This is a genomic window from Campylobacter sp. RM19073 (assembly GCF_024723495.1).
Lineage (GTDB): Bacteria > Campylobacterota > Campylobacteria > Campylobacterales > Campylobacteraceae > Campylobacter > Campylobacter porcelli.
In genome coordinates this window covers 1-22,963 of sequence record NZ_JANQCT010000014.1, presented here as the reverse complement: position 1 = coordinate 22,963, position 22,963 = coordinate 1, and the positions used below count along the sequence as shown (strand labels likewise).

Here is a 22,963-nt window from a genome sequence, read left to right as displayed (position 1 = left end):
TTAAATTTTACTAAGCTTTAATCTTAGTGAGTTTAAAACTACGCTAATAGAGCTAAGACTCATAGCAAATGCCGCCCACATAGGTGTAAGATGAATTCCAAAAGATGGCTCCAAAACCCCAGCGGCAATAGGGATACAAATGGCATTATAGCCAAATGCCCATATCAAATTTTGCTTTATGGTATCGCTACTTTTTTTGGCTAAATTTATGCTTTTTATCACGCCATTTAGATTATTTTGCATTAAGATTATATCCGCACTATTTTTAGCTAGATCACTCCCAGAATTCATCGCTATTGATATATCAGCACTTTTCAAAGCAGCCGCGTCATTGATCCCATCAGCGATGAAAGCGACCTTGCCAGACTTTTTTAATCTCTCTATAATCTCATATTTTTGCTGTGGTAAAACCTCGCTATATACCATCTCTATTCCAAGCTTTTTGGCTACTTCGTTGCTTATTTTTTGGTTATCTCCACTTAGGATAACAGGGGTGATATTTTGTGATTTTAGAGTATCTATAATCTCTTTTGCCTCAGGTTTTATAGTATCGCTAATTGTGATATATCCGCTAAACTCGCCACCTATTGCTACTAGAACTATGCCATATCCGACTTCTATTTTTTGCTCTATTATAGCTTTATTATTTTCATCTATGAATACTGAATTTAAGCTTAATAATCTCTCATTACCAATTAAAATACTATCGCCTTTAATCCCAAGCCCACTGATATACTCAAATTTAGCTTGAAATTTGGTATCTACAAGCTCTTTTGCGTATTGTGCTATTGCTTTTGAGATTGGATGAGAGTTTAATGATGAAATGCTAGCTACTAAAGATAAGCTCTCTTTATTTAAATTTGTCTCTATCACGCTAATATCGCCAGTTGTGATTGTTCCAGTTTTATCAAATACAGCAAATTTGAGATTGCTAAACTGCTCTAGAGCTGCTGGATTTTTGATTAAAATGGAGTGTTTTAAGGCTAAAGATATAGCACAAACTATAGCAATTGGAGTAGCAAGTCCAAGTGCGCAAGGGCATGAGATTATTAGCACACAAATCGCACTCAAAGCACCTTGAAATGGCATACCCATAATCGCCCATATACAAAATGTAACCACCGCTATAGCCACTATGCTAGGGACGAAAATATTTGATATTTTATCTGCTAGTTTGGATATGGCTAATTTTTTGCTCGCTGCGGTTTGTATAAGCTCTAATATCTGTGCTAGGAGGGTTGAATTTGGGCTTTTAGTAACTTTTATTAGTATATGGCCATTACAAACCAAAGTCCCACTATAAACCTCTTGAGCTATACTGCGATAAACAGGCAGACTCTCGCCATTTATAGCACTTGTATCAATCTCAGCTCCACCATTTTTTATCACCCCATCGCATGGGATTATGGAGCCTGTTTTGACTAAAACTATATCACCAATTTTAAGCTTACTTGCTACTATCTCCTTAGCACTGCCATCGCTTGTGATGATAAAGGCTTTGGCTGGACTTAGGTCGATTAAGGCTTTTAGATGCGATGAAGCCATAGCTTTAGCCTTACTCTCTAGGTATCTACCAAGCAAGACAAAAGAGATAATCATAGTCGCACCGCTAAAGTAGAGGTAGTTTAAATTCAATGGGATATAGCTATTAAAAATTGTCGCAAAAATAGAGTAGCAAAAAGCACAAAAAGTGCCTAAAAATATCAATACATTCATATCATAATTTCGCTCTTTTAAGCTTTTTATAGCATGCCAATAAAACCCAAATCCACAATAAAACACCCCAATAGCGGCCAAAATAGCCATTAACCACGCTAAATCATACTGGCTCATCTCTATCCACATTAAAATCACGCTTATAATTATGGAGATTATAAATTTATTTTGGTAGCTTTTTAGCTCCTTTTTTTGGGCTATTTCTAAATCACTTTGACTACTTTGTATGCTAAATCCAAGCTTAATAATCTTATCTTTAAGTGCTTGGATATTATCCTCTTTGTCATATTCAAATACACCGCAATGAGTGTTAAAATCGATATTTGCAGATTTAATTCCTGGTATTTTTAAGGCAGATTTGGCGATGGAATTTGCACAATTTACACAGCTCATTCCGCTAATTTTTAGCTCAATCTTATTCAAGTAAATTCCTAAATTTCTTTAATAACTTCAAAACCAAGCTCATTTAGCTCATCTATAAATTTAGCCTTAATCTCATCACTATTTATATCTATGGTAAGAATTTTTGGCTCACAAGATAGATCAATATCAATCTTTCCAAATTCATCTTCAAGGGAGTTTTTAATCAAATTTACACAACTTTGACAATTGATATTTTTAACTTCAAATTTCACAACTTTATCCTAGAATTAAATTTCAAAAATTATATAACTATATAGCTAATTAAAATTTAACGATTTTTTGCTATAATTCACGCTTTATAAAATCCAAAAGGACAAAAATGGGACGAGCATTTGAGTATAGAAGAGCTAGTAAAGAAGCTAGATGGGATAAGATGAGTAAGCTATTTCCAAAACTAGCCAAAGCCATCACAGTAGCAGCTAAAGAGGGTGGAAGCGACCCAGATATGAACCCAAAACTCCGCTCAGCCATAGCTACAGCCAAAGCTCAAAATATGCCAAAAGATAATATTGACGCAGCTATAAAAAGAGCAAGTGGAAAAGATAGTAGCGATATTAAAACTATATTTTACGATGGCAAGGCCGCTCACGGAGTGCAAATTATCGTAGAAGCAGCTACTGATAATGCCACTAGAACAGTAGCAAATGTCAAAGCGATATTTAATAAAAATGGCGGCGAGATATTGCCAAGTGGTAGCCTTAGTTTTATGTTTAGTCGTAAAGCAGTGTTTGAAGTAGGGGTGCCAAATAGCGATCTTGAAGAGTTGGAGTTGGAGCTGATTGATTATGGTCTTGAGCTTTTAGAAAAGGGCGAAAATAGCCTGATGATATATGGCGATTATAAGAGCTTTGGCACACTTAGTGATGGGATTGAGAAGTGTAATTTAACTCTAAAAAAAGGCAGTTTGCAGTATATTCCAAATTCCACAATCACGCTTAATGATGAAGAGCTTGGCGAGATTGAGAAGCTTTTAGATAAGCTTGATGATGACGATGATGTACAAGCTGTATATACAAATATAGAGTAAAGGAGAATTAATGGAAAAATTGAAAGTATATAATATAGATAGCAATGAGTTAGCTAAGTGTAAATTCGCAGTTATTAAAACTGATAAAGGCGATATGGTAGCCAAGCTATATCCAGATGAAGCCCCACAAACTGTGGCTAACTTCGTAGAATTAGCCAAATCTGGATTTTATGATGGACTTAATTTTCATAGAGTTATCCCAAATTTCGTTATCCAAGGCGGTTGTCCATATGGCAATGGAGTTGGCGGACCTGGCTGGAGAATAAAGTGCGAATGCGTAGGTCAAAAACGCAAACACGAAAGAGGTAGCCTAAGTATGGCACACGCTGGAAGAGATACAGGTGGTAGTCAATTTTTCGTCTGTCATAGCTCTCAACCACATCTAAATGGCGTCCATACAATATTTGGAGACCTAATTGATGATGATAGCAAAAGTGTTTTAGATGCAATTAAACAAGGCGATAAAATAAATACAATAGAGATTAAAGAGAGTTTATAAAATATCACTATTTAAGCGTGATTTTACCACGCTTAAATTTATAATAAATTACTAATACTTTTATAATATTAAGCAGTATTTAATTTCAATATCAGTACCATAATGTAAATCAAATTTATAAGTTAAAGGATTTGCATGAAATTTACTACCTTGTTTTATCTTATTTTTGGTGTGATTATTGTTGCTATTGCGCTAAATTTGGTAGCTATTTTAGGTGTAATGGGGGTGCAAGATGAGTTGATTAGTGCTAATGAGAAAAGGTATCAATCATATTTGCTTGCTGATGAACTTCGCCAAAGCTCAGATGATTTAACGAGACTTGTACGCACATATAGCGTAACAGGCGATAGTAGCTACATTGATCAATATAATGCTATTTTAGATATTAGAAGTGGCAAAGCGCCACGCCCAGTTGAGTATGAGAGAATTTATTGGGATTTTGTAGCATCTAGTGGTGTTAAACCGCGCCCTGATAGTAAAGAGATGATCTCTTTAACTCAAAAAATGCAAAATTTAGGCTTTAGTCAAGCTGAACTTGATAAGCTCAAAGAGTCAGAAAAACGATCAAATAATTTAGTTGATATAGAGATTAAGGCGATGAATGCCGTTATGGGTAAATTTGCTGATGAGTCTAATGGGGGGGTATGCTATAGGGCAGCCTAATAAAGAACTAGCTATGAGCCTTACTCACTCTAAAGAGTATCATATACAAAAGGCTAAAATTATGGAGCCTATTGATGAATTTTTTGTAATGCTAAAGCAAAGAACTAATAGCGAAGTCCAATCTAAAATTGATAAATCATCACTATATTTTAACATAGTAATTGGTCTATTTATCATTAATATCACAGTAATTGTATTAGGCTCTATTTTACTTCGTAAAAAGATTGGTCAAATCGAGATAGTCAGCGATGGTCTTAGAGGATTTTTTGCTTTCTTAGGCAGCGAAAAAGAAGATTGTAAAACTATAAATATAAACTCCAAAGATGAATTTGGCGTAATAGCTAAGATGATCAATCAAAATATATTAAATTTACGCACTCAAATTAGCTCTGAACGAAAATTTATAAATGATACAGTAAATACATTAAGAGAGCTATCTCAAGGTAGTTTTGATATTAGATTAAATAGCGATTGCAACTCTCCTTTAATGAAAAAACTACAAGAGACATTAAATAATATGGCATTAACACTTGAGAAGAATATAAATGAGATTGTAAAAATTATAGCTAAATACTCAGAGCGAGATTATACTCAAAGAGCCTCAAGCGAGAATTTAAAACACTACCTTCTTAAAATGGTAGATGGCATAAATGGGCTAGGAGATGCGACTGTGGCTATGCTTAATCTATCGCAAAAATCGAGCCAAACTCTATATGAAGCGTCGCATAATATGAAAGATGGGGTAAATAAATTAAATGATTACTCCAAACTCCAAGTTGGCTCATTGCAAGAGAGTGCCACAGCCGTAGAAGAATTAAGTAGCTCAATGAATTCTATAAATGAAAGAGCTGATGAGGTTATCAAACAAAGTGGCGATATTAAAAATATTATTACTATAATAAAAGATATAGCAGAACAGACCAATCTACTTGCTTTAAATGCAGCTATAGAAGCAGCCCGTGCAGGCGAACATGGCAGGGGATTTTCAGTAGTTGCTGATGAGGTGCGAACTCTAGCTGAAAAAACTGGTAAATCTCTAACCGAGATTGAGGCTAATGTAAATATTCTAACTCAAAGTATCAGCGATATGAGTTCTAGCATTCATGAGCAAACTGCTGCTATTAATCAAATTAACGAAGCGATGAGCACTATAAGAAATGGCACAGAGCAAAATCACATAGAAACAACCAAAATAGCTGATATATCAAATGAAGTAGAGAAAATGAGCGAAGATATGCTTTCTAATATAAATAAAAATAAATTTTAATTCCAAAATTTTGCCGACTATAAAATGTCGGCAAAAAAAATTAAAATTCTTTATAAAAACTCTTGACAAACCATATAAAATTAGATATAATTCCAGCTCAAAAGTTAAAGGTGCTGGTGTAGCTCAGCCGGTAGAGCAACTGCCTTGTAAGCAGTAGGTCGGCGGTTCGATTCCGTTCACCAGCTCCATTATCTTTACAGTGTTTGACCAGATATATATAGCAATCATTTTTTATCTATTTTTAGGGTGAGATACTCAAGCGGCCAACGAGGGCAGACTGTAAATCTGCTGACTATGTCTTCCGTGGTTCGAATCCACGTCTCACCACCATTGCTATACGCGGGAGTAGCTCAGTTGGCTAGAGCATCAGCCTTCCAAGCTGAGGGTCGCGGGTTCGAGTCCCGTTTCCCGCTCCATTTGGATTTGACTGGGAGCTGTCTTTTTGAATTTATATTCTATATCTACAGTTATTCTTAGTCATTTTTAGTTTTTGGTGTTTGTATTAATTTTAGTATAACTCTGTTTTGCCAAGCTGAAGTTTCCATTTTTTAGAAACGCTCATATGGCTCAGAGGTAGAGCACTTCCTTGGTAAGGAAGAGGTCGCGGGTTCAAGTCCCGCTATGAGCTCCATAAAAGTTAAAATAAGAAATACAAAAGATACAAACTATAAAAGTTGAATTTTATAACGGAGGATACAATGGCTAAAGAGAAGTTTTCAAGAAATAAGCCACACGTAAATATTGGTACTATCGGTCATGTTGACCATGGTAAAACTACATTAACAGCTGCTATTTCTGCTGTTTTATCAAGAAAAGGTCTTGCAGAGCTTAAAGATTATGATAATATCGATAACGCTCCAGAAGAAAAAGAGAGAGGTATTACAATTGCTACTTCTCACATTGAGTATGAAACAACTAATCGCCACTATGCGCATGTCGATTGTCCAGGCCACGCTGACTATGTAAAAAATATGATTACAGGTGCTGCTCAAATGGATGGTGCTATCTTAGTTGTATCTGCAGCTGATGGTCCAATGCCACAAACTCGTGAGCACATTCTACTATCTCGCCAAGTTGGTGTTCCATATATCGTTGTCTTTATGAATAAAGCTGATATGGTTGATGATGCTGAACTTTTAGAGTTAGTTGAAATGGAAATTCGCGAACTTCTAAGCGAATATGATTTTCCAGGTGATGATACTCCAATTATTAGCGGTTCTGCTCTTCAAGCGCTTGAAGAGGCTAAAGCTGGTAATGATGGCGAGTGGTCAGCTAAGATTATGGCTCTTATGGATGCAGTTGATAGCTATATCCCAACTCCAGTTCGTGCTACAGATAAAGACTTCCTAATGCCAATTGAGGATGTATTTTCAATCTCTGGTCGTGGTACAGTTGTTACAGGTAGAATTGAAAAAGGTGTTGTTAAAGTTGGCGATACTATTGAAATTGTAGGTATCCGCGATACTCAAACAACAACAGTAACTGGCGTTGAAATGTTTAGAAAAGAGATGGATCAAGGTGAAGCTGGCGATAATGTTGGCGTTCTACTAAGAGGTACTAAAAAAGAGGATGTTGAGAGAGGTATGGTTTTATGTAAGCCAAAATCTATCACTCCACATACACAATTTGAAGGCGAAGTGTATATCTTAACTAAAGAAGAAGGTGGTCGCCATACTCCATTCTTTAACAACTATAGACCGCAATTTTATGTTAGAACAACAGATGTTACTGGTTCAATAACTCTACCTGAAGGTACAGAGATGGTTATGCCTGGTGATAACCTTAAAATTACTGTTGAGCTTATCGCTCCAGTTGCACTAGAAGAAGGTACAAGATTTGCTATCCGTGAGGGTGGTAGAACTGTTGGTTCTGGTGTTGTATCTAAAATTATTAAGTAATTTAACTTATTGGTGTGAATTTTCACACCAATTTTAAGGAAAAAATATGGCAAGTGCAAATAGAGTTAAAATTGGTTTAAAATGTTCTGAATGTAATGACATTAATTACACAACAACCAAAAATAGCAAAACAAAAACTGAAAAGTTAGAGCTTAAAAAATATTGTCCAAGATTAAAAAAACATACAGTTCATAAAGAAGTTAAGCTAAAATAAGCTAACTTCTTAGCTGTATTATATAGGGCAGTAGCTCCAACGGTAGAGCGCCGGATTCCAAATCCGATGGTTGGGGGTTCGAATCCCTCCTGCCCTGCCACAAGAGGTTAGGTATGGAAAAGTTTATAAGTTATTTAAAATTATCACGAGCAGAGATTGGCAAGGTTATATTTCCTACCAAAGAGCAAATTAGAAATGCTTTTATAACAGTTTTTGCTGTTGTAACTGTGGTTTCTCTATTTTTAGCCTTGGTTGATTTAATTATGTCTTTTTCTGTATCTAAACTTGTATAAGGAATTGTTATGGCACATAAATGGTATGCTATTCAGACTTATGCAGGTAGTGAGATGAGTGTCAAAAGAGCCATTGAAAATTTAGTTAAAGATCATGGTATTGAGGAGCAACTTTTAGAGGTTATTGTTCCTACAGAAGATGTTATTGAGATTAAAAATGGAAAGCAAAAGATTAATGAGAGAAGTTTATATCCAGGTTATGCTTTTGCACATTTAGATCTTGATACTGCACTTTGGCACAAGATTCAGTCTCTTCCTAAGGTTGGTAGATTTATCGGTGAAGCAAAAAAACCAACACCTTTAAGCGATAAAGATATAAATCTTATTTTAGAAAAGGTTAATAAAAGAGCAGCTCCTAAGCCAAAAATTTCATTTGAAACTGGCGAGACTGTTCGTGTTACTGATGGTCCATTTGCTAATTTTAATGCCACTGTAGAAGAGTATGATATGGTTCATGGCAAACTTCGATTAAATGTATCTATATTTGGTAGAAGTACGCCTGTAGAAATTATGTATTCACAAGTTGAAAAGATAGTCTAAGGAGATAGTTTATGGCTAAAAAAGTTGTAGGCGAAATTAAACTGCAAATTGCAGCTACAAAAGCAAATCCAAGTCCGCCAGTTGGTCCTGCTTTGGGTCAGCAAGGCGTTAATATTATGGAGTTTTGTAAGGCATTTAATGAAAGAACAAAAGATATGGCTGGTTATAATATCCCAGTTGTTATCACTGTTTATGCTGATAAAAGCTTTACATTTATTACAAAGCAACCACCAGCAACAGATTTAATCAAAAAAGCTGCGGGTATTACAAAAGGTGCGGATAATCCGCTTAAAAATAAAGTAGGTCAATTAACTAAGGCTCAGATACTTGAGATAGTAGATAAAAAAATAGTTGATATGAATACTAAAGATAGAGAGCAAGCTGCTAAGATTATAGCTGGTTCAGCTCGTTCTATGGGTATAACCATAGTAGATTAATCCTTACCACTAGGATTTTAAATTAGTGGTAGCACTTTAAAAATGCGGAGAAATTAATGTCAAAAAAAACTACAAAGAGATTTACAGAATTACTAAAAAAAGTAGATTCAAATAAAATTTATAATTTAGATGAGGCTGTATCTACAGTTAAAACACTAGCTTCAGCAAAATTTGATGAAACAGTTGAAATAGCACTTAAATTAAATGTGGATCCTAGACATGCAGATCAGATGGTTCGTGGTTCAGTGGTTTTACCTGCTGGTACTGGTAAGACTGTAAGAGTGGCCGTAATAGCTAAAGATGCTAAGGCTGATGAGGCTAAAGCTGCTGGTGCTGATATTGTGGGTGCTGAGGATTTTGTTGATGAGATCGCTAAAGGTGTTATTAACTTTGATGTGCTTATTGCTACTCCAAATTTAATGGGATTAGTTGGCAAAATAGGTCGTCTTTTAGGACCTAAAGGTTTAATGCCAAACCCTAAAACTGGCACTGTAACTATGGATGTTGCTCAAGCTGTTAAAAATGCTAAAGGTGGTCAAGTAAATTTCCGTGTTGATAAGCAAGGAAATATCCACGCTGGTCTTGGTAAAGTTAGCTTTACAAAAGAGCAATTAAATGAGAATATTACTGCCTTTATCAAAATGATAAATAAACATAAACCAGCAGCCGCAAAAGGTAAATATATCAAATCTGCTGCACTATCTTTGACAATGAGTCCATCAATATCTCTTGAAACTCAAGAGCTTATGGATCTTAAATAATTAAATATTTTTATCTTAGATTGGAGATAGCCGAGGCGTATGCTTAATTGAGTGATTTTTCACTCTCTCTGCTTGAAATCGCCGGTCGGAAAGGAGAATGAAAATGACTAGAAACGAAAAAGCTGAAATTATTTCAAACCTTGAGGCTGAATTTAAAGCTAGTGAAGCTATAGTAGTTTGTGACTATAGAGGTTTAAGTGTTAAAAAACTTGAAGCTCTTAGAAATGCTGCTAGAGAGCAAAATGTTAAAGTTCAAGTTATTAAAAATACTTTAGCTAAAATAGCTTTAAATAACTCTGCTAAAGATGGTATGGAGCTTAAAGATACAAATATTTTTGTATGGGGCGATGATCAATTAGCGGTTAGTAAAGTTGTAGCTAAATTTGAAGAAGTTAATAAAGATCTATTTAAGATTAAAACAGCTTATATCGATGGTGAAGTTGCACCTGCTTCTAAAGTTGTTGCATTGTCAAAAATGCCGTCTCGCGATGAGCTTATTGCTATGCTATTACAAGTTTGGAATGCCCCAATTCAAAATTTCACTATTGGATTAAATGCGCTTAAAGAGAAAAAAGAGCAATCTGCTTAATTTAAAAAATAAAATTTAGGAGAATTAAAATGGCAATTACTAAAGAAGATGTATTAGAATTTATCTCAAATTTATCAGTTCTTGAGCTAAGCGAATTAGTAAAAGAATTTGAAGAAAAATTTGGTGTAAGTGCTGCTCCAGTAATGGTAGCTGGCGCTGTTGCTGGTGGTGCTGCTGAAGCTGCTGAAGAGAAAACTGATTTTAATATCGTTTTAGTTGATAGCGGTGCTAAAAAAATAGAAGTAATTAAAGTTGTTCGTGCTTTAACTGGTCTTGGTCTAAAAGAGGCTAAAGATGCTGTAGAAGGTACTCCATCAGTTCTTAAAGAGGGTGCAAGTAAAGAAGAAGCTGAAGCAGCTAAAAAACAACTTGAAGAAGCTGGCGCTAAAGTAGAACTTAAATAATTTACAATTTTGTAGAAGCGAGAGAGATACTCGCTTCCAATCCACTTGTTGTTTTTGCAACTTTCTTTCAATTAACTATTCTATAGAGGTAGTAAAATGTTAAATAGCCTTTATTCTGGAAATCGTCTTAGAGTAGATTTTTCTAATGTTGCTAAAGAGATTGATGTTCCAAATTTATTACAATTACAAAAAAAGAGTTTTGATCATTTTTTAAATCTTGATAATTCACAAACTGAAAGCGGAATCGAAAAAGTATTTAAATCTATTTTTCCTATCCACGATCCGCAAAATAGACTTTCACTTGAGTATGTCAGTAGCGAGATAGGTAAGCCTAGATACACAATTAGAGAGTGTATGGAAAGAGGTTTGACATATTCTGTAAATTTAAAAATAAAAATTAGATTAATAGTTCATGATAGAGATGAAAAAACAGGTGAGAAAATCGGGGTAAAAGATATAAAAGAACAAGAGATATTTGTTCGCGAAATTCCTTTGATGACTGATAGAATCTCATTTATTATTAATGGTGTTGAAAGAGTTGTAGTCAATCAATTACACAGAAGTCCTGGTGTTATTTTCAAAGAAGAAGAGAGCCCTACAGTTGTAAATAAATTGATATATACAGCTCAAATTATTCCAGATCGTGGCTCTTGGTTATATTTTGAGTATGATACTAAAGATGTATTATATGTCCGTATTAATAAGCGTCGCAAGGTTCCTATAACCATCTTATTTAGAGCTTTAGGGTATAAAAAGCAAGATATCGTCAAACTATTTTATCCTATGCAAACTCTAAAAATTCAAAATAATAAATTTTTAGTGGAATTTAATCCAGATGATTTTACTGGTAGAGTTGATTATGATATAAAAGATGAAAATGGTAATATTTTACATCAAGCTGGTAAAAGATTAACTAGAAAAAAAGCTGATAAATTAATAGAGGATGGCCTTAAATTCATCGAATATCCACTTGAAACACTGGTAAATAGATATTTAGCTAGTCCAGTTATAGATAAAGATAGTGGCGAAGTTTTATATGATACTCTTACTCAGCTTGATGAGAGTAAAATAGCTAAAATAGCCAATGAGCAAGATAGTATTGAGATTGCTAATGATTTGGCAAATGGCGTCGATGATGCTATTATTAACTCATTTTTACAAGATTATGAGACTTTAAAGCTACTTAAGCAAACTGAAAGTGTAGAGGATGAAAACGATCTAGCCGCAATTAGAATTTATAAGGTAATGCGCCCTGGTGAGCCTGTGGTTAAAGAGGCTGCTAGAAGCTTTGTTAATGATCTATTTTTTAATCCAGAGAGATATGATTTAACCAAAGTTGGCCGTATGAAGATGAACCATAAATTAGGTTTAAATGCACCTGATTATGTTACAGTTTTGACAAATGAGGATATTATCAAAACTGCCAAATATCTCATCAAAGTTAAAAATGGTCAAGGCTATATCGATGATAGAGATCACTTAGGTAATCGTCGTATTCGCTCTATTGGTGAGCTTTTGGCTAATGAGCTTCATCTTGGTTTTGTCAAGATGCAAAAAGCTATTAGAGATAAATTCACAAGCCTTAGCAATAACATTGATGAGATTATGCCTTATGATTTAGTAAATCCTAAGATGATAACTACAACTATTATGGAGTTTTTCACTGGCGGTCAGTTAAGTCAGTTTATGGATCAGACAAATCCGCTTAGCGAGATTACGCATAAACGCAGATTATCAGCACTTGGCGAAGGAGGCTTGGTAAAAGAGAGAGCTGGATTTGAAGTTCGTGATGTCCATCCAACTCACTATGGTAGAATTTGCCCAGTTGAGACTCCAGAAGGTCAAAATATCGGTCTTATAAACACTCTTTCTACATATGCGAAGGTAAATGATCTTGGCTTTGTAGAATCCCCATATCGCAAGGTAGAAAATGGTAAGGTTACAAATGAGATTGTATATCTTACCGCAACTCAAGAAGAAGGACATATCATAGCTCCAGCTTCTACAATTTTAGATGAAAATGGTGTGATAGCTGAGGATTTAATAGAGGTTAGACAAGATGGCGAGATGATTCTTGCTAAGAGAGATGATGTTACTCTAATTGACCTTTGTAGTGGGATGGTAATGGGCGTAGCTGCCTCTTTAATCCCATTTTTAGAACACGATGATGCTAACCGCGCCTTGATGGGCTCAAATATGCAGCGTCAAGCTGTGCCGCTTTTAAAATCTACTGCTCCTATTGTTGGGACTGGTATGGAGGCTATAGTTGCTCGTGATGCTTGGGAGGCTATTAAAGCAAAACGAGGCGGTGTTATTGAAAAAGTTGATAATAAAAATATATTTATTTTAGGCGAAGATGAGAATGGTCCATATATAGATCAATATACTATGGAAAAAAATATGCGTACCAACCAAAATACGACATTTAGCCAATATCCAATCGTTAAAAAAGGTCAAAAAGTAGAGGCTGGTCAAATAATAGCTGATGGCTCTAGTATGGATCAAGGTGAGTTAGCAATTGGTAAAAACGCACTGATCGCATTTATGCCATGGAATGGATATAACTATGAAGATGCCATCGTAATGAGCGAAAGAATGATTCGCACTGACGCTTTTACTAGCGTTCATATTTATGAAAAAGAGATTGAAGCTAGAGAGCTTAAAGATGGTGTAGAGGAGATTACTAGAGATATTCCTAATATGAAAGAAGAGGAGATCGAGCACTTAGATGAGAGTGGTATCGTAAAAATCGGAACTCATATAAAACCAGGTATGATCTTAGTAGGTAAGGTATCTCCAAAAGGTGAAGTCAAGCCAACCCCAGAAGAGAGACTTCTAAGGGCTATATTTGGTGAGAAGGCCGGTCATGTGGTAAATAAATCTTTATATGCTCCAGCTAGTATGGAAGGGGTGGTAATTGATGTTAAAATCTTTACTAAAAAAGGGTATGAAAAAGACTCAAGATCATTTCAAGCTTATGAAGATGAAAAAAATATTTTAGAAAAAGAGCATCACGATAGACTTTTAATGCTTGATCGCGAAGAGATGTTAAGAGTTACTGCCTTGTTAGCTAGTAATGAACTTCAAAGTGAGCTAGAAGTAGGTAAAACTACATATAAAAAAGGTCAAAAGATCAAAAAAGAAGATCTAGCCAATATAAATAGATTTACCTTAAATTCATATGTAAAAAACTTCAATAAAGATGTGCAAAAAAGCTATGAGGATATGAAGGCTTATTTTCAAAATGAGAAGAAAAAGCTAAAAGATGAACATGATGCTAAGCTTGAAATTTTAGAAAAAGATGATATTTTACCAAGTGGTGTAGTGAAGCTTGTGAAGGTGTATGTGGCTACTAAACGAAAGTTAAAAGTCGGAGATAAAATGGCGGGTCGCCATGGTAATAAGGGTATTGTATCAAATATTGTCCCTGACGTGGATATGCCATATTTGCCAGATGGTAGATCGGTTGATATTGTATTAAATCCACTAGGCGTTCCTAGCCGTATGAATATCGGTCAAATTTTAGAAAGCCATCTAGGTCTTGTAGGTATGAGACTTGGTGAACAAATTCAAGAAATTTTTGATAGAAAATCAAAAGAGTGGATTAAAGAGTTAAGATCTAAAATGATTGAGATAGCTAGCGTATCAAGACTAATGGACGCTAAAGCTATGTTAGAAAAAATTGATGATGATAAGCTAATTGAGTATGCAAGGGATTGGGCTAGTGGTGTAAGGTTTGCTACTCCGATATTTGAAGGGGTTAAGCCAGAAGAATTTAATAAGCTATTTGAGATGGCAAAAATCGATATGGATGGCAAAACAGAGCTATATGATGGTAGAACTGGATCTAAGATGGCTGAGCGTGTAAATGTCGGTTGTATGTATATGCTAAAACTTCATCACTTAGTTGATGAAAAAGTCCATGCTAGAAGCACGGGACCATATAGTTTAGTGACACAGCAACCAGTCGGCGGTAAAGCCTTAAGCGGTGGTCAGAGATTTGGAGAGATGGAAGTTTGGGCTTTAGAGGCTTATGGTGCTGCTCATACTCTAAGAGAGATACTAACTGTCAAATCTGATGATGTTGAGGGTAGATGGTTAGCTTATAAGGCATTAACCAAAGGAGAAAATGTCCCAAGTACTGGTATTCCAGAGACATTTTTTGTTTTAACAAATGAGCTAAAATCTCTAGCGTTAGATGTTGAAATTTACGATGAGGATAGTAATAATGAGTGAGTTAAAACCTATAGAGATTAAAGAAGATGCAAGACCAAGAGATTTTGAGGCATTTAAATTAAGATTAGCTAGTCCTGAGCGTATAAAAGCTTGGAGTCATGGTGAGGTTAAAAAGCCTGAAACCATAAATTATAGGACGCTAAAACCAGAAAGAGATGGTCTATTTTGTGCTAAAATATTTGGGCCTATTAGAGATTATGAGTGCTTATGCGGTAAGTATAAAAAGATGCGATATAAAGGCATTAAGTGCGAAAAATGTGGAGTTGAAATCACAAGCTCTAAAGTCAGGCGCTCTAGAATGGGACATATAGAGCTAGTTACTCCAGTGGCTCATATTTGGTATGTAAATTCACTTCCAAGTCGCATTGGAACACTTCTTGGTATAAAGATGAAAGATTTAGAGCGTGTATTATACTATGAAGCATATATAGTAGAAAATCCAGGTGAAGCATACTATGATAATGAAAATAGTAAAAAAGTTGAATTGTATGATGTCTTAAATGAAGAGCAATATATACTTTTAGAACAGAGATTTGCTGAGAGTGGATTTAAAGCTAGAATGGGCGGCGAAGTCATTCGTGATATGCTTGAAAATTTGGATTTAGTAACTATCTTAGATCAGTTAAAAGTAGAAATAGATAGCACAAATAGCGAAGCTAAGAAAAAGAGCATTGTAAAGAGATTAAAGGTAGTTGAGAGCTTTTTAAATTCAGGTAATCGCCCTGAATGGATGATGATAACTAATCTGCCTGTGCTCCCACCAGACCTTCGACCATTAGTTAGCCTTGATGGCGGTAAATTCGCTGTTAGCGATGTCAATGATCTTTATCGCCGTGTTATAAATAGAAACGCGCGTTTAAAAAGACTTATGGAGCTTGATGCGCCAGAGATCATTATCCGCAATGAGAAGAGAATGCTTCAAGAATCAGTAGATGCTCTATTTGATAATGGCAGACGAGCAAATGCCGTAAAAGGTGCGAATAAACGCCCGTTAAAATCTCTAAGCGAGATTATTAAAGGTAAGCAAGGACGCTTTAGACAAAATCTACTTGGTAAAAGGGTGGATTTCTCTGGTCGTAGTGTTATTGTTGTTGGACCTAGACTTAGAATGGATCAATGTGGTCTTCCTAAAAAGATGGCTCTTGAGCTGTTTAAACCGCATCTTTTGGCGCGTCTTGAAGAAAAAGGCTATGCTACAAATGTAAAATTAGCTAAAAAAATGATAGAGGATAAGACAAATGAGGTTTGGGAGTGCCTTGAAGAGGTTGTTGCTGATCATCCAGTATTGTTAAATAGAGCACCAACCCTGCATAAGATGTCTATTCAGGCATTCCACCCAGTATTGATAGAGGGTAAGGCTATTCAGCTCCACCCTCTTGTTTGTTCAGCTTTTAACGCAGACTTCGATGGCGACCAAATGGCCGTTCATGTCCCTTTATCTCAAGAGGCGATTGCTGAGTGTAAAATTTTAATGCTTAGCTCTATGAATATCTTACTCCCAGCAAGTGGTAAGGCTGTAACTGTCCCTAGCCAAGATATGGTTTTGGGAATTTACTATCTAAGCCTTGAAAAAGTAGATGTAATAGGATCAAATAAAATTTTTGCTAGCATTGATGAAGTTATGATAGCAGTTGAGACCCATTTCCTTGATCTGCACGCTAAGATTAAAACAATGGTAGATGGTAGGACTGTATTTACAACAGCTGGTAGATTAATTATCAAATCAATCCTACCTGATTTAGGCGAAAATTCAGTTCCTGAGAATATGTGGAATAAAGTTATGAAGAAAAAAGACATAGCAAATTTAGTTGATTATGTCTATAAAAATGGTGGTTTAGAATCAACTGCTGGATTTTTAGATAAGCTTAAAAATCTTGGCTTTAGATATGCTACTAAAGCTGGTGTGAGTATCTCAATAGCTGATATAATAGTATCTGATAGCAAATACTCATATGTAGATGAAGCTAAAAAAAGAGTTCGTGAAATTCAAAATCAATATGGCTCAGGTTTGCTTACTGATTCAGAAAGATATAATAAAATTGTTGATATATGGACAGATACAAATAATAAAGTAGCAAGCGATATGATGAAGCTCATTAAAAATGACAAGAGTGGATTTAACTCTATTTATATGATGGCTGATAGTGGTGCTAGGGGTAGTGCGGCTCAAATTCGTCAGCTTGCTGGTATGCGTGGTCTTATGGCTAAACCTGATGGCTCGATCATCGAAACGCCGATTACTTCAAATTTCCGTGAAGGTCTAAATGTGCTTGAGTATTTTATCTCAACCCATGGTGCCAGAAAAGGTCTTGCTGATACTGCACTTAAGACCGCAAATGCTGGGTATCTAACAAGAAAGCTAATAGATGTAGCACAAAATGTGAAAGTTACTATGGAAGATTGTGGCACCCATGAGGGTGTTGAGATCACTGAGATTACTGAAAATGGTGAATTGATTGAGAGCTTAGAAGAAAGAGCCCTAGGTAGAGTCTTAAGCGATGATGTTATAGATCCTATTACTAATGAAATTTTATACACAGAGGGCACTTTAATCGATGAGACTAAGGTTAGGGTAATTGTCGATGCTGGTATTAAATCAATTAGTATTAGAACTCCTATTACTTGCAAAGCACCAAAGGGCGTGTGTGCCAAGTGTTATGGTATTAACCTAGGCGAAGGCAAGCTAGTAAAACCAGGCGAAGCAGTAGGAATTATCTCTGCTCAATCAATTGGTGAGCCTGGTACTCAGCTAACGCTAAGGACTTTCCATATTGGTGGAACCGCATCAACAGAGCAGCAAGATAGACAAATTGTAGCGCAAAAAGAGGGCTTTATCAGATATTATAATCTTAAAACTTATGAAAATAATGGCAAATCTATAGTTATTAATAGGCGTAATGCGGCTATATTATTAGTCGAGCCAAAGATTAAAGCTCCATTTGATGGTGTTATAGATATTGAGATAGCTCACGAAGATGTAAATATCACTATAACAGGTAAAAAAGATGAAGTTAAGTATGTTTTAAGAAAACATGACTTAGCCAAACCAAATGAGTTAGCTGGCGTAAGCGGTAAGATAGATGGTAAATTCTACATTCCATACTCAAAAGGCGATAAAGTCAAAGAAAATGAGAGCATTGTAGAGATGATTAAAGATGGGTGGAATATCCCAAATCGTATTCCATTTGCTAGTGAGATTAAGGTAGCCGATGGCGATCCAGTAACTCAAGAGATTGTAGCTAGTGCACATGGTGTGCTAAAATACTATATCTTAAAAGGGGATTATCTAGAGAGAATTAAAGAGATTAAAAAAGGCGATATAGTAAAAGAAAAAGGCCTATTTGTCGTTATCGCTGATGAAGACGATAGAGAGGCTGTGCGTCACTATATCCCACGCAATAGCGTAATTGAATTTGATGATAGCTCTAATGTTGCATCTACTGATATACTAGCTAAGCCTCAAGCTGATTCTAAGCTAGTTATAGCAGAGTGGGATCCATACTCAAATCCTGTAATCGCCGAAGAAGCTGGTATAGTGGTATATGAAGATATAGAGCCAGGATATAGCGTAACTGAGCAATATGATGAAGCAACAGGCGAGAGTAGGCTAGTTATCAATGAGTATTTGCCAAGTGGGGTTAAACCTACAATAGTTATAACTACCGATAATGGTAAATTGATCCGTTATCAACTAGAGCCAAAAACTGCGATATTTGTCAAAGATGGAGCTAAAGTAAATAGAGCCGATACCATAGCTAAAACGCCAAAAGCTGTAGCTAAATCAAAAGATATTACCGGTGGTCTTCCTAGAGTATCAGAGCTATTTGAAGCGCGTCGCCCTAAAAATACGGCTATTATAGCTGAAATTGATGGTGTGATTAAATTTGAAAAGCCACTTCGTGCTAAAGAAAGAGTGGTAATAATAGCAGAAGATGGCACAACGGCTGAGTATTTAATAGATAAATCAAGGCAAATTCAAGTCCGTGATGGCGAGTTTGTCCATGCTGGAGAGAAATTAACAGATGGTTTAGTAAGTAGTCACGATGTCTTAAGAATACTTGGAGAAAAGGCACTTCACGGATATCTGATTAGCGAAATTCAGCAAGTCTATCGCTCTCAAGGGGTTGCTATTAGCGATAAGCATATTGAGATTATCGTATCACAAATGCTAAGACAGATTAAGATTATCGATAGTGGTGATACGAATTTTATTGTGGGAGATATGGTTAGCCGCCGTAAATTCCGTGAAGAGAATGAGAAAATCATCAAAATGGGCGGTGAGCCTGCTATTGCTGAGCCTGTACTTCTTGGTGTTACTAGAGCAGCTATTGGTAGTGATAGTGTCATTTCAGCAGCCTCATTCCAAGAGACTACTAAAGTGCTTACCGAAGCTAGTATAGCGGCTAAATTTGACTATCTTGAAGATCTAAAAGAAAATGTAATTTTAGGTCGTATGATACCAGTTGGTACTGGGCTTTATCAAGATAAAAAGATTAAGATGAAGTATAATAATTAATTAACTTTATATAACTTAGTAAAATTTGGGTCTATGGATCCAAATTTTGCTTAAAAATAAATGCTAATTTACCAAAAATTCGCAATAAATTATTCTAAAAAATAGATAAATAAATAATTTATTATATACATTTAATTGCCAGTTACTGATTTTCAATGCGTATATTTCATATTAAATTAAGTAAAATTTGAGTAAAATAGCGACTTTTTAATAAATTTAGTTGAAAGGAAAAATTGTGCCAACCATTAATCAATTGGTCAGAAAAGAACGCAAAAAAGTGATCGTAAAGTCTAAATCACCAGCGTTAAAAGAGTGTCCTCAAAGAAGAGGAGTTTGCACTAGAGTTTATACAACAACTCCTAAAAAACCAAACTCAGCTTTGAGAAAAGTTGCCAAAGTAAGGCTAACAAGTGGATTTGAAGTTATCAGCTATATAGGCGGTGAAGGTCACAATCTACAAGAGCACAGTATCGTGCTAGTGCGTGGCGGTAGGGTAAAAGACTTACCAGGTGTTAAATATCATATTGTCCGTGGTGCGCTTGATACAGCGGGCGTGGCCAAAAGAACTGTATCTAGATCTAAATATGGTGCTAAACGCCCAAAAGAAGCTAAAAAGTAATCTTTTAGGACGCAGACTAGCCCTTAGATATGGCTTAGTTTGAGTAAAATTTAAATTTGAAGGAAAGTTATGAGAAGAAGAAAAGCCCCAGTTAGGGAAGTAATGCCTGATCCAATTTATGGCAATAAAGTTATAACTAAATTTATTAATTCACTTATGTATGATGGCAAAAAAAGTGTAGCTACACAGATTATGTATGGCGCTTTAAAAGCTATTGATTCTAAAGGTGGAGAGCTAAAAGGTATAGATGTATTTAATAGCGCTATCGATAATGTAAAACCTATTATGGAGGTTAAATCTCGCCGTGTAGGTGGTGCTACATATCAAGTGCCAGTAGAAGTCCGCCCAGCTCGCCAACAAGCCTTAGCGATCCGCTGGATTATTAGCTTTGCTCGCAAAAGAAGCGAAAGAACTATGATAGAAAAATTAGCCGCTGAATTGCTAGATGCGTCAAATTCAAAAGGTGCTTCATTTAAGAAAAAAGAAGATACTTATAAAATGGCAGAAGCTAATAAAGCATTTGCTCACTATCGCTGGTAATAAGGAGAGCTTATGTCTAGAAAAACTCCATTAAATATGGTTAGAAACATAGGTATTGCCGCACACATTGATGCTGGTAAGACCACAACTAGTGAGAGAATTCTATTTTTTACTGGTATGAGTCATAAGATTGGCGAAGTTCATGATGGTGCTGCTACTATGGACTGGATGGAGCAAGAAAAAGAGCGTGGTATTACTATTACTTCTGCTGCTACAACTTGTTTTTGGAAAAACCATCAAATCAACCTTATAGACACTCCAGGACACGTTGATTTTACTATTGAAGTTGAGAGATCTATGCGTGTTCTTGATGGTGCTGTAGCTGTATTTTGTGCTGTTGGCGGAGTTCAGCCTCAAAGTGAAACTGTTTGGAGACAAGCAAACAAATATCGCGTTCCAAGAATGGTATTTGTAAATAAGATGGATAGAATCGGTGCTAATTTTTATAATGTTGAAGAGCAGATTAAAAACCGCTTAAAAGCAAATCCAGTGCCTATTCAAATTCCAATTGGTGCTGAAGATGAGTTTAAAGGTGTAGTTGATCTAATCAAAATGAAGGCTATTGTTTGGGAAGATGATACCAAGCCAACAGATTATGTAGAAAAGGATATTCCAGCTGAATTACAAGAAAAAGCTCAAGAGTATCGCAACAAAATGATTGAAGCCGTTGCTGAGACTGATGATGCTTTGATGGAGAAATTTTTTGGCGGTGAAGAGCTAACAAACGAAGAGATTAAAAAGGGTCTTAAAGCTGGTTGTTTGTCTATGACGATTATACCTATGCTTTGTGGTACTGCTTTTAAAAATAAGGGCGTTCAGCCACTACTTGATGCGGTTGTTGATTACTTACCGGCTCCTGATGAGGTTGAGGCTATTAGAGGCGAGATGGAAGATGGCTCAGAAGTGATCGTAGATAGCACTGATAATGGCGAATTTGCCGGTCTTGCGTTTAAGATTATGACTGACCCATTTGTAGGACAGCTTACATTCGTAAGGGTTTATAGAGGACAGCTTGAGAGTGGAAGTTATGCTTACAACTCAACAAAAGATAAAAAAGAGAGAATTGGTCGTCTATTAAAAATGCACTCAAATAAACGAGAAGAGATTAAAGTTCTTTATGCGGGTGAAATTGGTGCTGTAGTTGGTCTTAAAGATACTTTAACAGGCGATACTCTAGCAAGTGAAAAAGATAAAGTTATCTTAGAGAGAATGGACTTCCCAGAGCCAGTTATCAGTGTTGCGGTTGAGCCAAAAACTAAAGCTGACCAAGAAAAAATGGGTATAGCCTTAGGTAAATTAGCTCAAGAAGATCCAAGCTTTAGAGTTAGCACTGATGAAGAGAGCGGTCAGACAATCATCGCTGGTATGGGTGAATTGCATCTTGAAATTATCGTTGATAGGATGCTAAGAGAATTTAAAGTAGAAGCTGAAGTGGGACAACCGCAAGTTGCTTACCGCGAAACTATTAAAAAGACAGTTGAGCAAGAGTATAAATATGCTAAGCAATCAGGTGGTCGCGGACAATATGGTCATGTATATTTGCGTCTTGAGCCACTTGAACCAGGTAGTGGATTTGAATTTGTCAATGATATTAAAGGTGGGGTTGTTCCAAAAGAGTATATTCCTGCCGTTGAAAAAGGTTGTAATGAAGCACTTCAAAGCGGTGTTCTTGCTGGGTATCCAGTTGAAGATGTTAAGGTTACTCTATTTGATGGTAGCTACCATGAAGTGGATTCATCTGAAATGGCGTTTAAACTTGCTGCTTCTATGGGCTTTAAAGAGGGTGCTAGAAAGGCTGGTGCTGTTATCCTTGAGCCTATGATGAAGGTTGAGGTTGAAACTCCAGAGGAGTATATGGGTGATGTGATTGGCGATTTAAATAGACGCCGTGGTCAAATCAACTCAATGGATGAAAGAGGCGGTAATAAAATAGTTACAGCTTTCTGCCCACTTGCTGAGATGTTTGGTTACTCAACAGATTTAAGAAGTCAAACTCAAGGTCGTGCATCATACTCAATGGAATTTGATCACTATGAAGAAGTTCCAAAAAATGTTTCTGATGAAATAATTAAGAAAAGAAACGGCTAAAATATCCTAACCTCGCTTTGTGCGAGGTTTGTCTCCTCATAGCTCAGCAGGATAGAGCGCAGAATTCCTAATTCTGAGGCCATAGGTTCAAATCCTATTGGGGAGACCACTATATTAATTATTCTATTTAAATTACCTTGTAGTTATTTGTGTTTCATTAGTATAAATGGCGGCAAATTTAATATTAAAAATTATCTTTATATTTATGCATATTCTTAAAAATATTTAAAATC

Annotated in this window: 19 protein-coding genes and 6 tRNA genes; 23 read left to right on the top strand and 2 right to left on the bottom strand. The window is 35.8% G+C overall.

Annotated features, from left to right (window positions below; all coding sequences use genetic code 11):
* The gene (locus CSUIS19073_RS06030; RefSeq protein ID WP_236845311.1) at nucleotides 1-2,139 is read right to left on the bottom strand and encodes a heavy metal translocating P-type ATPase; all 2,139 of its coding nucleotides are present in this window, start codon (nucleotides 2,137-2,139) and stop codon (nucleotides 1-3) included.
* Nucleotides 2,140-2,147: 8 nt separating this feature from the next.
* A complete protein-coding gene (locus tag CSUIS19073_RS06025) occupies nucleotides 2,148-2,351 on the bottom strand; it encodes a heavy-metal-associated domain-containing protein (RefSeq protein WP_086237851.1) in 204 nt (67 codons plus the stop codon).
* A 107-nt stretch (nucleotides 2,352-2,458) separates the two neighbouring features.
* On the opposite strand from CSUIS19073_RS06025, the gene CSUIS19073_RS06020 reads away from it, so the two are divergent.
* The 23 genes from CSUIS19073_RS06020 to CSUIS19073_RS05910 all read left to right on the top strand — a co-directional run bounded on the left by CSUIS19073_RS06020 (nucleotide 2,459) and on the right by CSUIS19073_RS05910 (nucleotide 22,839).
* Nucleotides 2,459-3,166, top strand: a complete 708-nt coding sequence (locus CSUIS19073_RS06020) for a YebC/PmpR family DNA-binding transcriptional regulator (RefSeq protein WP_086237852.1) — start codon at nucleotides 2,459-2,461, stop codon at nucleotides 3,164-3,166.
* A 10-nt stretch (nucleotides 3,167-3,176) separates the two neighbouring features.
* Nucleotides 3,177-3,665 carry a peptidylprolyl isomerase gene (locus tag CSUIS19073_RS06015; RefSeq protein WP_086242587.1) on the top strand — a complete coding sequence of 163 codons (489 nt, stop codon included), beginning with the start codon at nucleotides 3,177-3,179 and terminating at the stop codon, nucleotides 3,663-3,665.
* Nucleotides 3,666-3,800: 135 nt separating this feature from the next.
* Nucleotides 3,801-4,328, top strand: coding sequence for a CHASE3 domain-containing protein (locus CSUIS19073_RS06010; RefSeq protein WP_086242588.1), 528 nt, complete (start codon nucleotides 3,801-3,803; stop codon nucleotides 4,326-4,328).
* Nucleotides 4,267-5,595: a methyl-accepting chemotaxis protein gene (locus CSUIS19073_RS06005; RefSeq protein WP_086242589.1), complete on the top strand. Its 1,329-nt coding sequence runs from the start codon at nucleotides 4,267-4,269 to the stop codon at nucleotides 5,593-5,595. The genes CSUIS19073_RS06010 and CSUIS19073_RS06005 overlap by 62 nt, the downstream gene beginning before the upstream one ends.
* Nucleotides 5,596-5,707: 112 nt before the next feature.
* A tRNA-Thr gene (locus CSUIS19073_RS06000) sits at nucleotides 5,708-5,783 on the top strand.
* Between the two features lie 57 nt (nucleotides 5,784-5,840).
* Nucleotides 5,841-5,925 (top strand) — tRNA-Tyr (locus CSUIS19073_RS05995).
* A gap of 9 nt (nucleotides 5,926-5,934) precedes the next feature.
* A tRNA-Gly gene (locus tag CSUIS19073_RS05990) sits at nucleotides 5,935-6,011 on the top strand.
* Nucleotides 6,012-6,151: 140 nt separating this feature from the next.
* Nucleotides 6,152-6,226, top strand: a tRNA-Thr gene (locus CSUIS19073_RS05985).
* A gap of 67 nt (nucleotides 6,227-6,293) precedes the next feature.
* Complete coding sequence (gene tuf / locus CSUIS19073_RS05980) at nucleotides 6,294-7,493, top strand: elongation factor Tu (RefSeq protein WP_086237856.1); 1,200 nt, start codon at nucleotides 6,294-6,296, stop codon at nucleotides 7,491-7,493.
* 46 nt (nucleotides 7,494-7,539) lie between these two features.
* Nucleotides 7,540-7,707 (top strand): 50S ribosomal protein L33, encoded by a 168-nt coding sequence (gene rpmG, locus CSUIS19073_RS05975; protein ID WP_086226555.1) that lies wholly within the window; start codon nucleotides 7,540-7,542, stop codon nucleotides 7,705-7,707.
* A gap of 24 nt (nucleotides 7,708-7,731) precedes the next feature.
* Nucleotides 7,732-7,807: transfer RNA gene (locus tag CSUIS19073_RS05970), tRNA-Trp, on the top strand.
* 13 nt (nucleotides 7,808-7,820) lie between these two features.
* Entirely contained in the window at nucleotides 7,821-8,000 is a 180-nt protein-coding gene (secE, locus tag CSUIS19073_RS05965) for a preprotein translocase subunit SecE (RefSeq protein WP_086237857.1), read from the top strand.
* A gap of 9 nt (nucleotides 8,001-8,009) precedes the next feature.
* Complete coding sequence (nusG, locus tag CSUIS19073_RS05960; RefSeq protein WP_086237858.1) at nucleotides 8,010-8,540, top strand: transcription termination/antitermination protein NusG; 531 nt, start codon at nucleotides 8,010-8,012, stop codon at nucleotides 8,538-8,540.
* A gap of 11 nt (nucleotides 8,541-8,551) precedes the next feature.
* Nucleotides 8,552-8,977 (top strand): 50S ribosomal protein L11, encoded by a 426-nt coding sequence (gene rplK / locus CSUIS19073_RS05955; protein ID WP_086237859.1) that lies wholly within the window; start codon nucleotides 8,552-8,554, stop codon nucleotides 8,975-8,977.
* Nucleotides 8,978-9,033: 56 nt separating this feature from the next.
* Nucleotides 9,034-9,738, top strand: a complete 705-nt coding sequence (gene rplA / locus CSUIS19073_RS05950; protein WP_086237860.1) for a 50S ribosomal protein L1 — start codon at nucleotides 9,034-9,036, stop codon at nucleotides 9,736-9,738.
* Between the two features lie 103 nt (nucleotides 9,739-9,841).
* The gene (gene rplJ, locus CSUIS19073_RS05945) at nucleotides 9,842-10,327 is read left to right on the top strand and encodes a 50S ribosomal protein L10 (protein ID WP_086237861.1); all 486 of its coding nucleotides are present in this window, start codon (nucleotides 9,842-9,844) and stop codon (nucleotides 10,325-10,327) included.
* Nucleotides 10,328-10,356: 29 nt separating this feature from the next.
* Nucleotides 10,357-10,731 (top strand): 50S ribosomal protein L7/L12, encoded by a 375-nt coding sequence (rplL, locus tag CSUIS19073_RS05940; RefSeq protein WP_086224027.1) that lies wholly within the window; start codon nucleotides 10,357-10,359, stop codon nucleotides 10,729-10,731.
* A gap of 96 nt (nucleotides 10,732-10,827) precedes the next feature.
* Nucleotides 10,828-14,967, top strand: coding sequence for a DNA-directed RNA polymerase subunit beta (gene rpoB, locus CSUIS19073_RS05935; RefSeq protein WP_086237862.1), 4,140 nt, complete (start codon nucleotides 10,828-10,830; stop codon nucleotides 14,965-14,967).
* A complete protein-coding gene (gene rpoC, locus CSUIS19073_RS05930; protein WP_086242590.1) occupies nucleotides 14,960-19,483 on the top strand; it encodes a DNA-directed RNA polymerase subunit beta' in 4,524 nt (1,507 codons plus the stop codon). Before rpoB ends, rpoC begins: the two co-directional genes overlap by 8 nt.
* 235 nt (nucleotides 19,484-19,718) lie before the next feature.
* Nucleotides 19,719-20,102 carry a 30S ribosomal protein S12 gene (rpsL, locus tag CSUIS19073_RS05925; RefSeq protein WP_063998572.1) on the top strand — a complete coding sequence of 128 codons (384 nt, stop codon included), beginning with the start codon at nucleotides 19,719-19,721 and terminating at the stop codon, nucleotides 20,100-20,102.
* Nucleotides 20,103-20,171: 69 nt separating this feature from the next.
* Nucleotides 20,172-20,642: a 30S ribosomal protein S7 gene (gene rpsG, locus CSUIS19073_RS05920; protein WP_086232363.1), complete on the top strand. Its 471-nt coding sequence runs from the start codon at nucleotides 20,172-20,174 to the stop codon at nucleotides 20,640-20,642.
* Nucleotides 20,643-20,654: 12 nt separating this feature from the next.
* Nucleotides 20,655-22,730: an elongation factor G gene (gene fusA, locus CSUIS19073_RS05915; RefSeq protein ID WP_086242591.1), complete on the top strand. Its 2,076-nt coding sequence runs from the start codon at nucleotides 20,655-20,657 to the stop codon at nucleotides 22,728-22,730.
* Nucleotides 22,731-22,762: 32 nt separating this feature from the next.
* Nucleotides 22,763-22,839 (top strand) — tRNA-Arg (locus CSUIS19073_RS05910).
* Nucleotides 22,840-22,963: the final 124 nt, after the last annotated feature.

Excerpts from the sequence above, each read along its gene's own strand:
- CSUIS19073_RS06020 (WP_086237852.1), top strand. The coding sequence starts at position 2,459 with ATGGGACGAGCATTTGAGTATAGAAGAGCTAGTAAAGAAGCTAGATGG.
- CSUIS19073_RS06015 (WP_086242587.1), top strand. The coding sequence starts at position 3,177 with ATGGAAAAATTGAAAGTATATAATATAGATAGCAATGAGTTAGCTAAG.
- CSUIS19073_RS06010 (WP_086242588.1), top strand. The coding sequence starts at position 3,801 with ATGAAATTTACTACCTTGTTTTATCTTATTTTTGGTGTGATTATTGTT.
- CSUIS19073_RS06005 (WP_086242589.1), top strand. The coding sequence starts at position 4,267 with ATGCCGTTATGGGTAAATTTGCTGATGAGTCTAATGGGGGGGTATGCT.
- tuf (WP_086237856.1), top strand. The coding sequence starts at position 6,294 with ATGGCTAAAGAGAAGTTTTCAAGAAATAAGCCACACGTAAATATTGGT.
- rpmG (WP_086226555.1), top strand. The coding sequence starts at position 7,540 with ATGGCAAGTGCAAATAGAGTTAAAATTGGTTTAAAATGTTCTGAATGT.
- secE (WP_086237857.1), top strand. The coding sequence starts at position 7,821 with ATGGAAAAGTTTATAAGTTATTTAAAATTATCACGAGCAGAGATTGGC.
- nusG (WP_086237858.1), top strand. The coding sequence starts at position 8,010 with ATGGCACATAAATGGTATGCTATTCAGACTTATGCAGGTAGTGAGATG.
- rplK (WP_086237859.1), top strand. The coding sequence starts at position 8,552 with ATGGCTAAAAAAGTTGTAGGCGAAATTAAACTGCAAATTGCAGCTACA.
- rplA (WP_086237860.1), top strand. The coding sequence starts at position 9,034 with ATGTCAAAAAAAACTACAAAGAGATTTACAGAATTACTAAAAAAAGTA.
- rplJ (WP_086237861.1), top strand. The coding sequence starts at position 9,842 with ATGACTAGAAACGAAAAAGCTGAAATTATTTCAAACCTTGAGGCTGAA.
- rplL (WP_086224027.1), top strand. The coding sequence starts at position 10,357 with ATGGCAATTACTAAAGAAGATGTATTAGAATTTATCTCAAATTTATCA.
- rpoB (WP_086237862.1), top strand. The coding sequence starts at position 10,828 with ATGTTAAATAGCCTTTATTCTGGAAATCGTCTTAGAGTAGATTTTTCT.
- rpoC (WP_086242590.1), top strand. The coding sequence starts at position 14,960 with ATGAGTGAGTTAAAACCTATAGAGATTAAAGAAGATGCAAGACCAAGA.
- rpsG (WP_086232363.1), top strand. The coding sequence starts at position 20,172 with ATGAGAAGAAGAAAAGCCCCAGTTAGGGAAGTAATGCCTGATCCAATT.
- fusA (WP_086242591.1), top strand. The coding sequence starts at position 20,655 with ATGTCTAGAAAAACTCCATTAAATATGGTTAGAAACATAGGTATTGCC.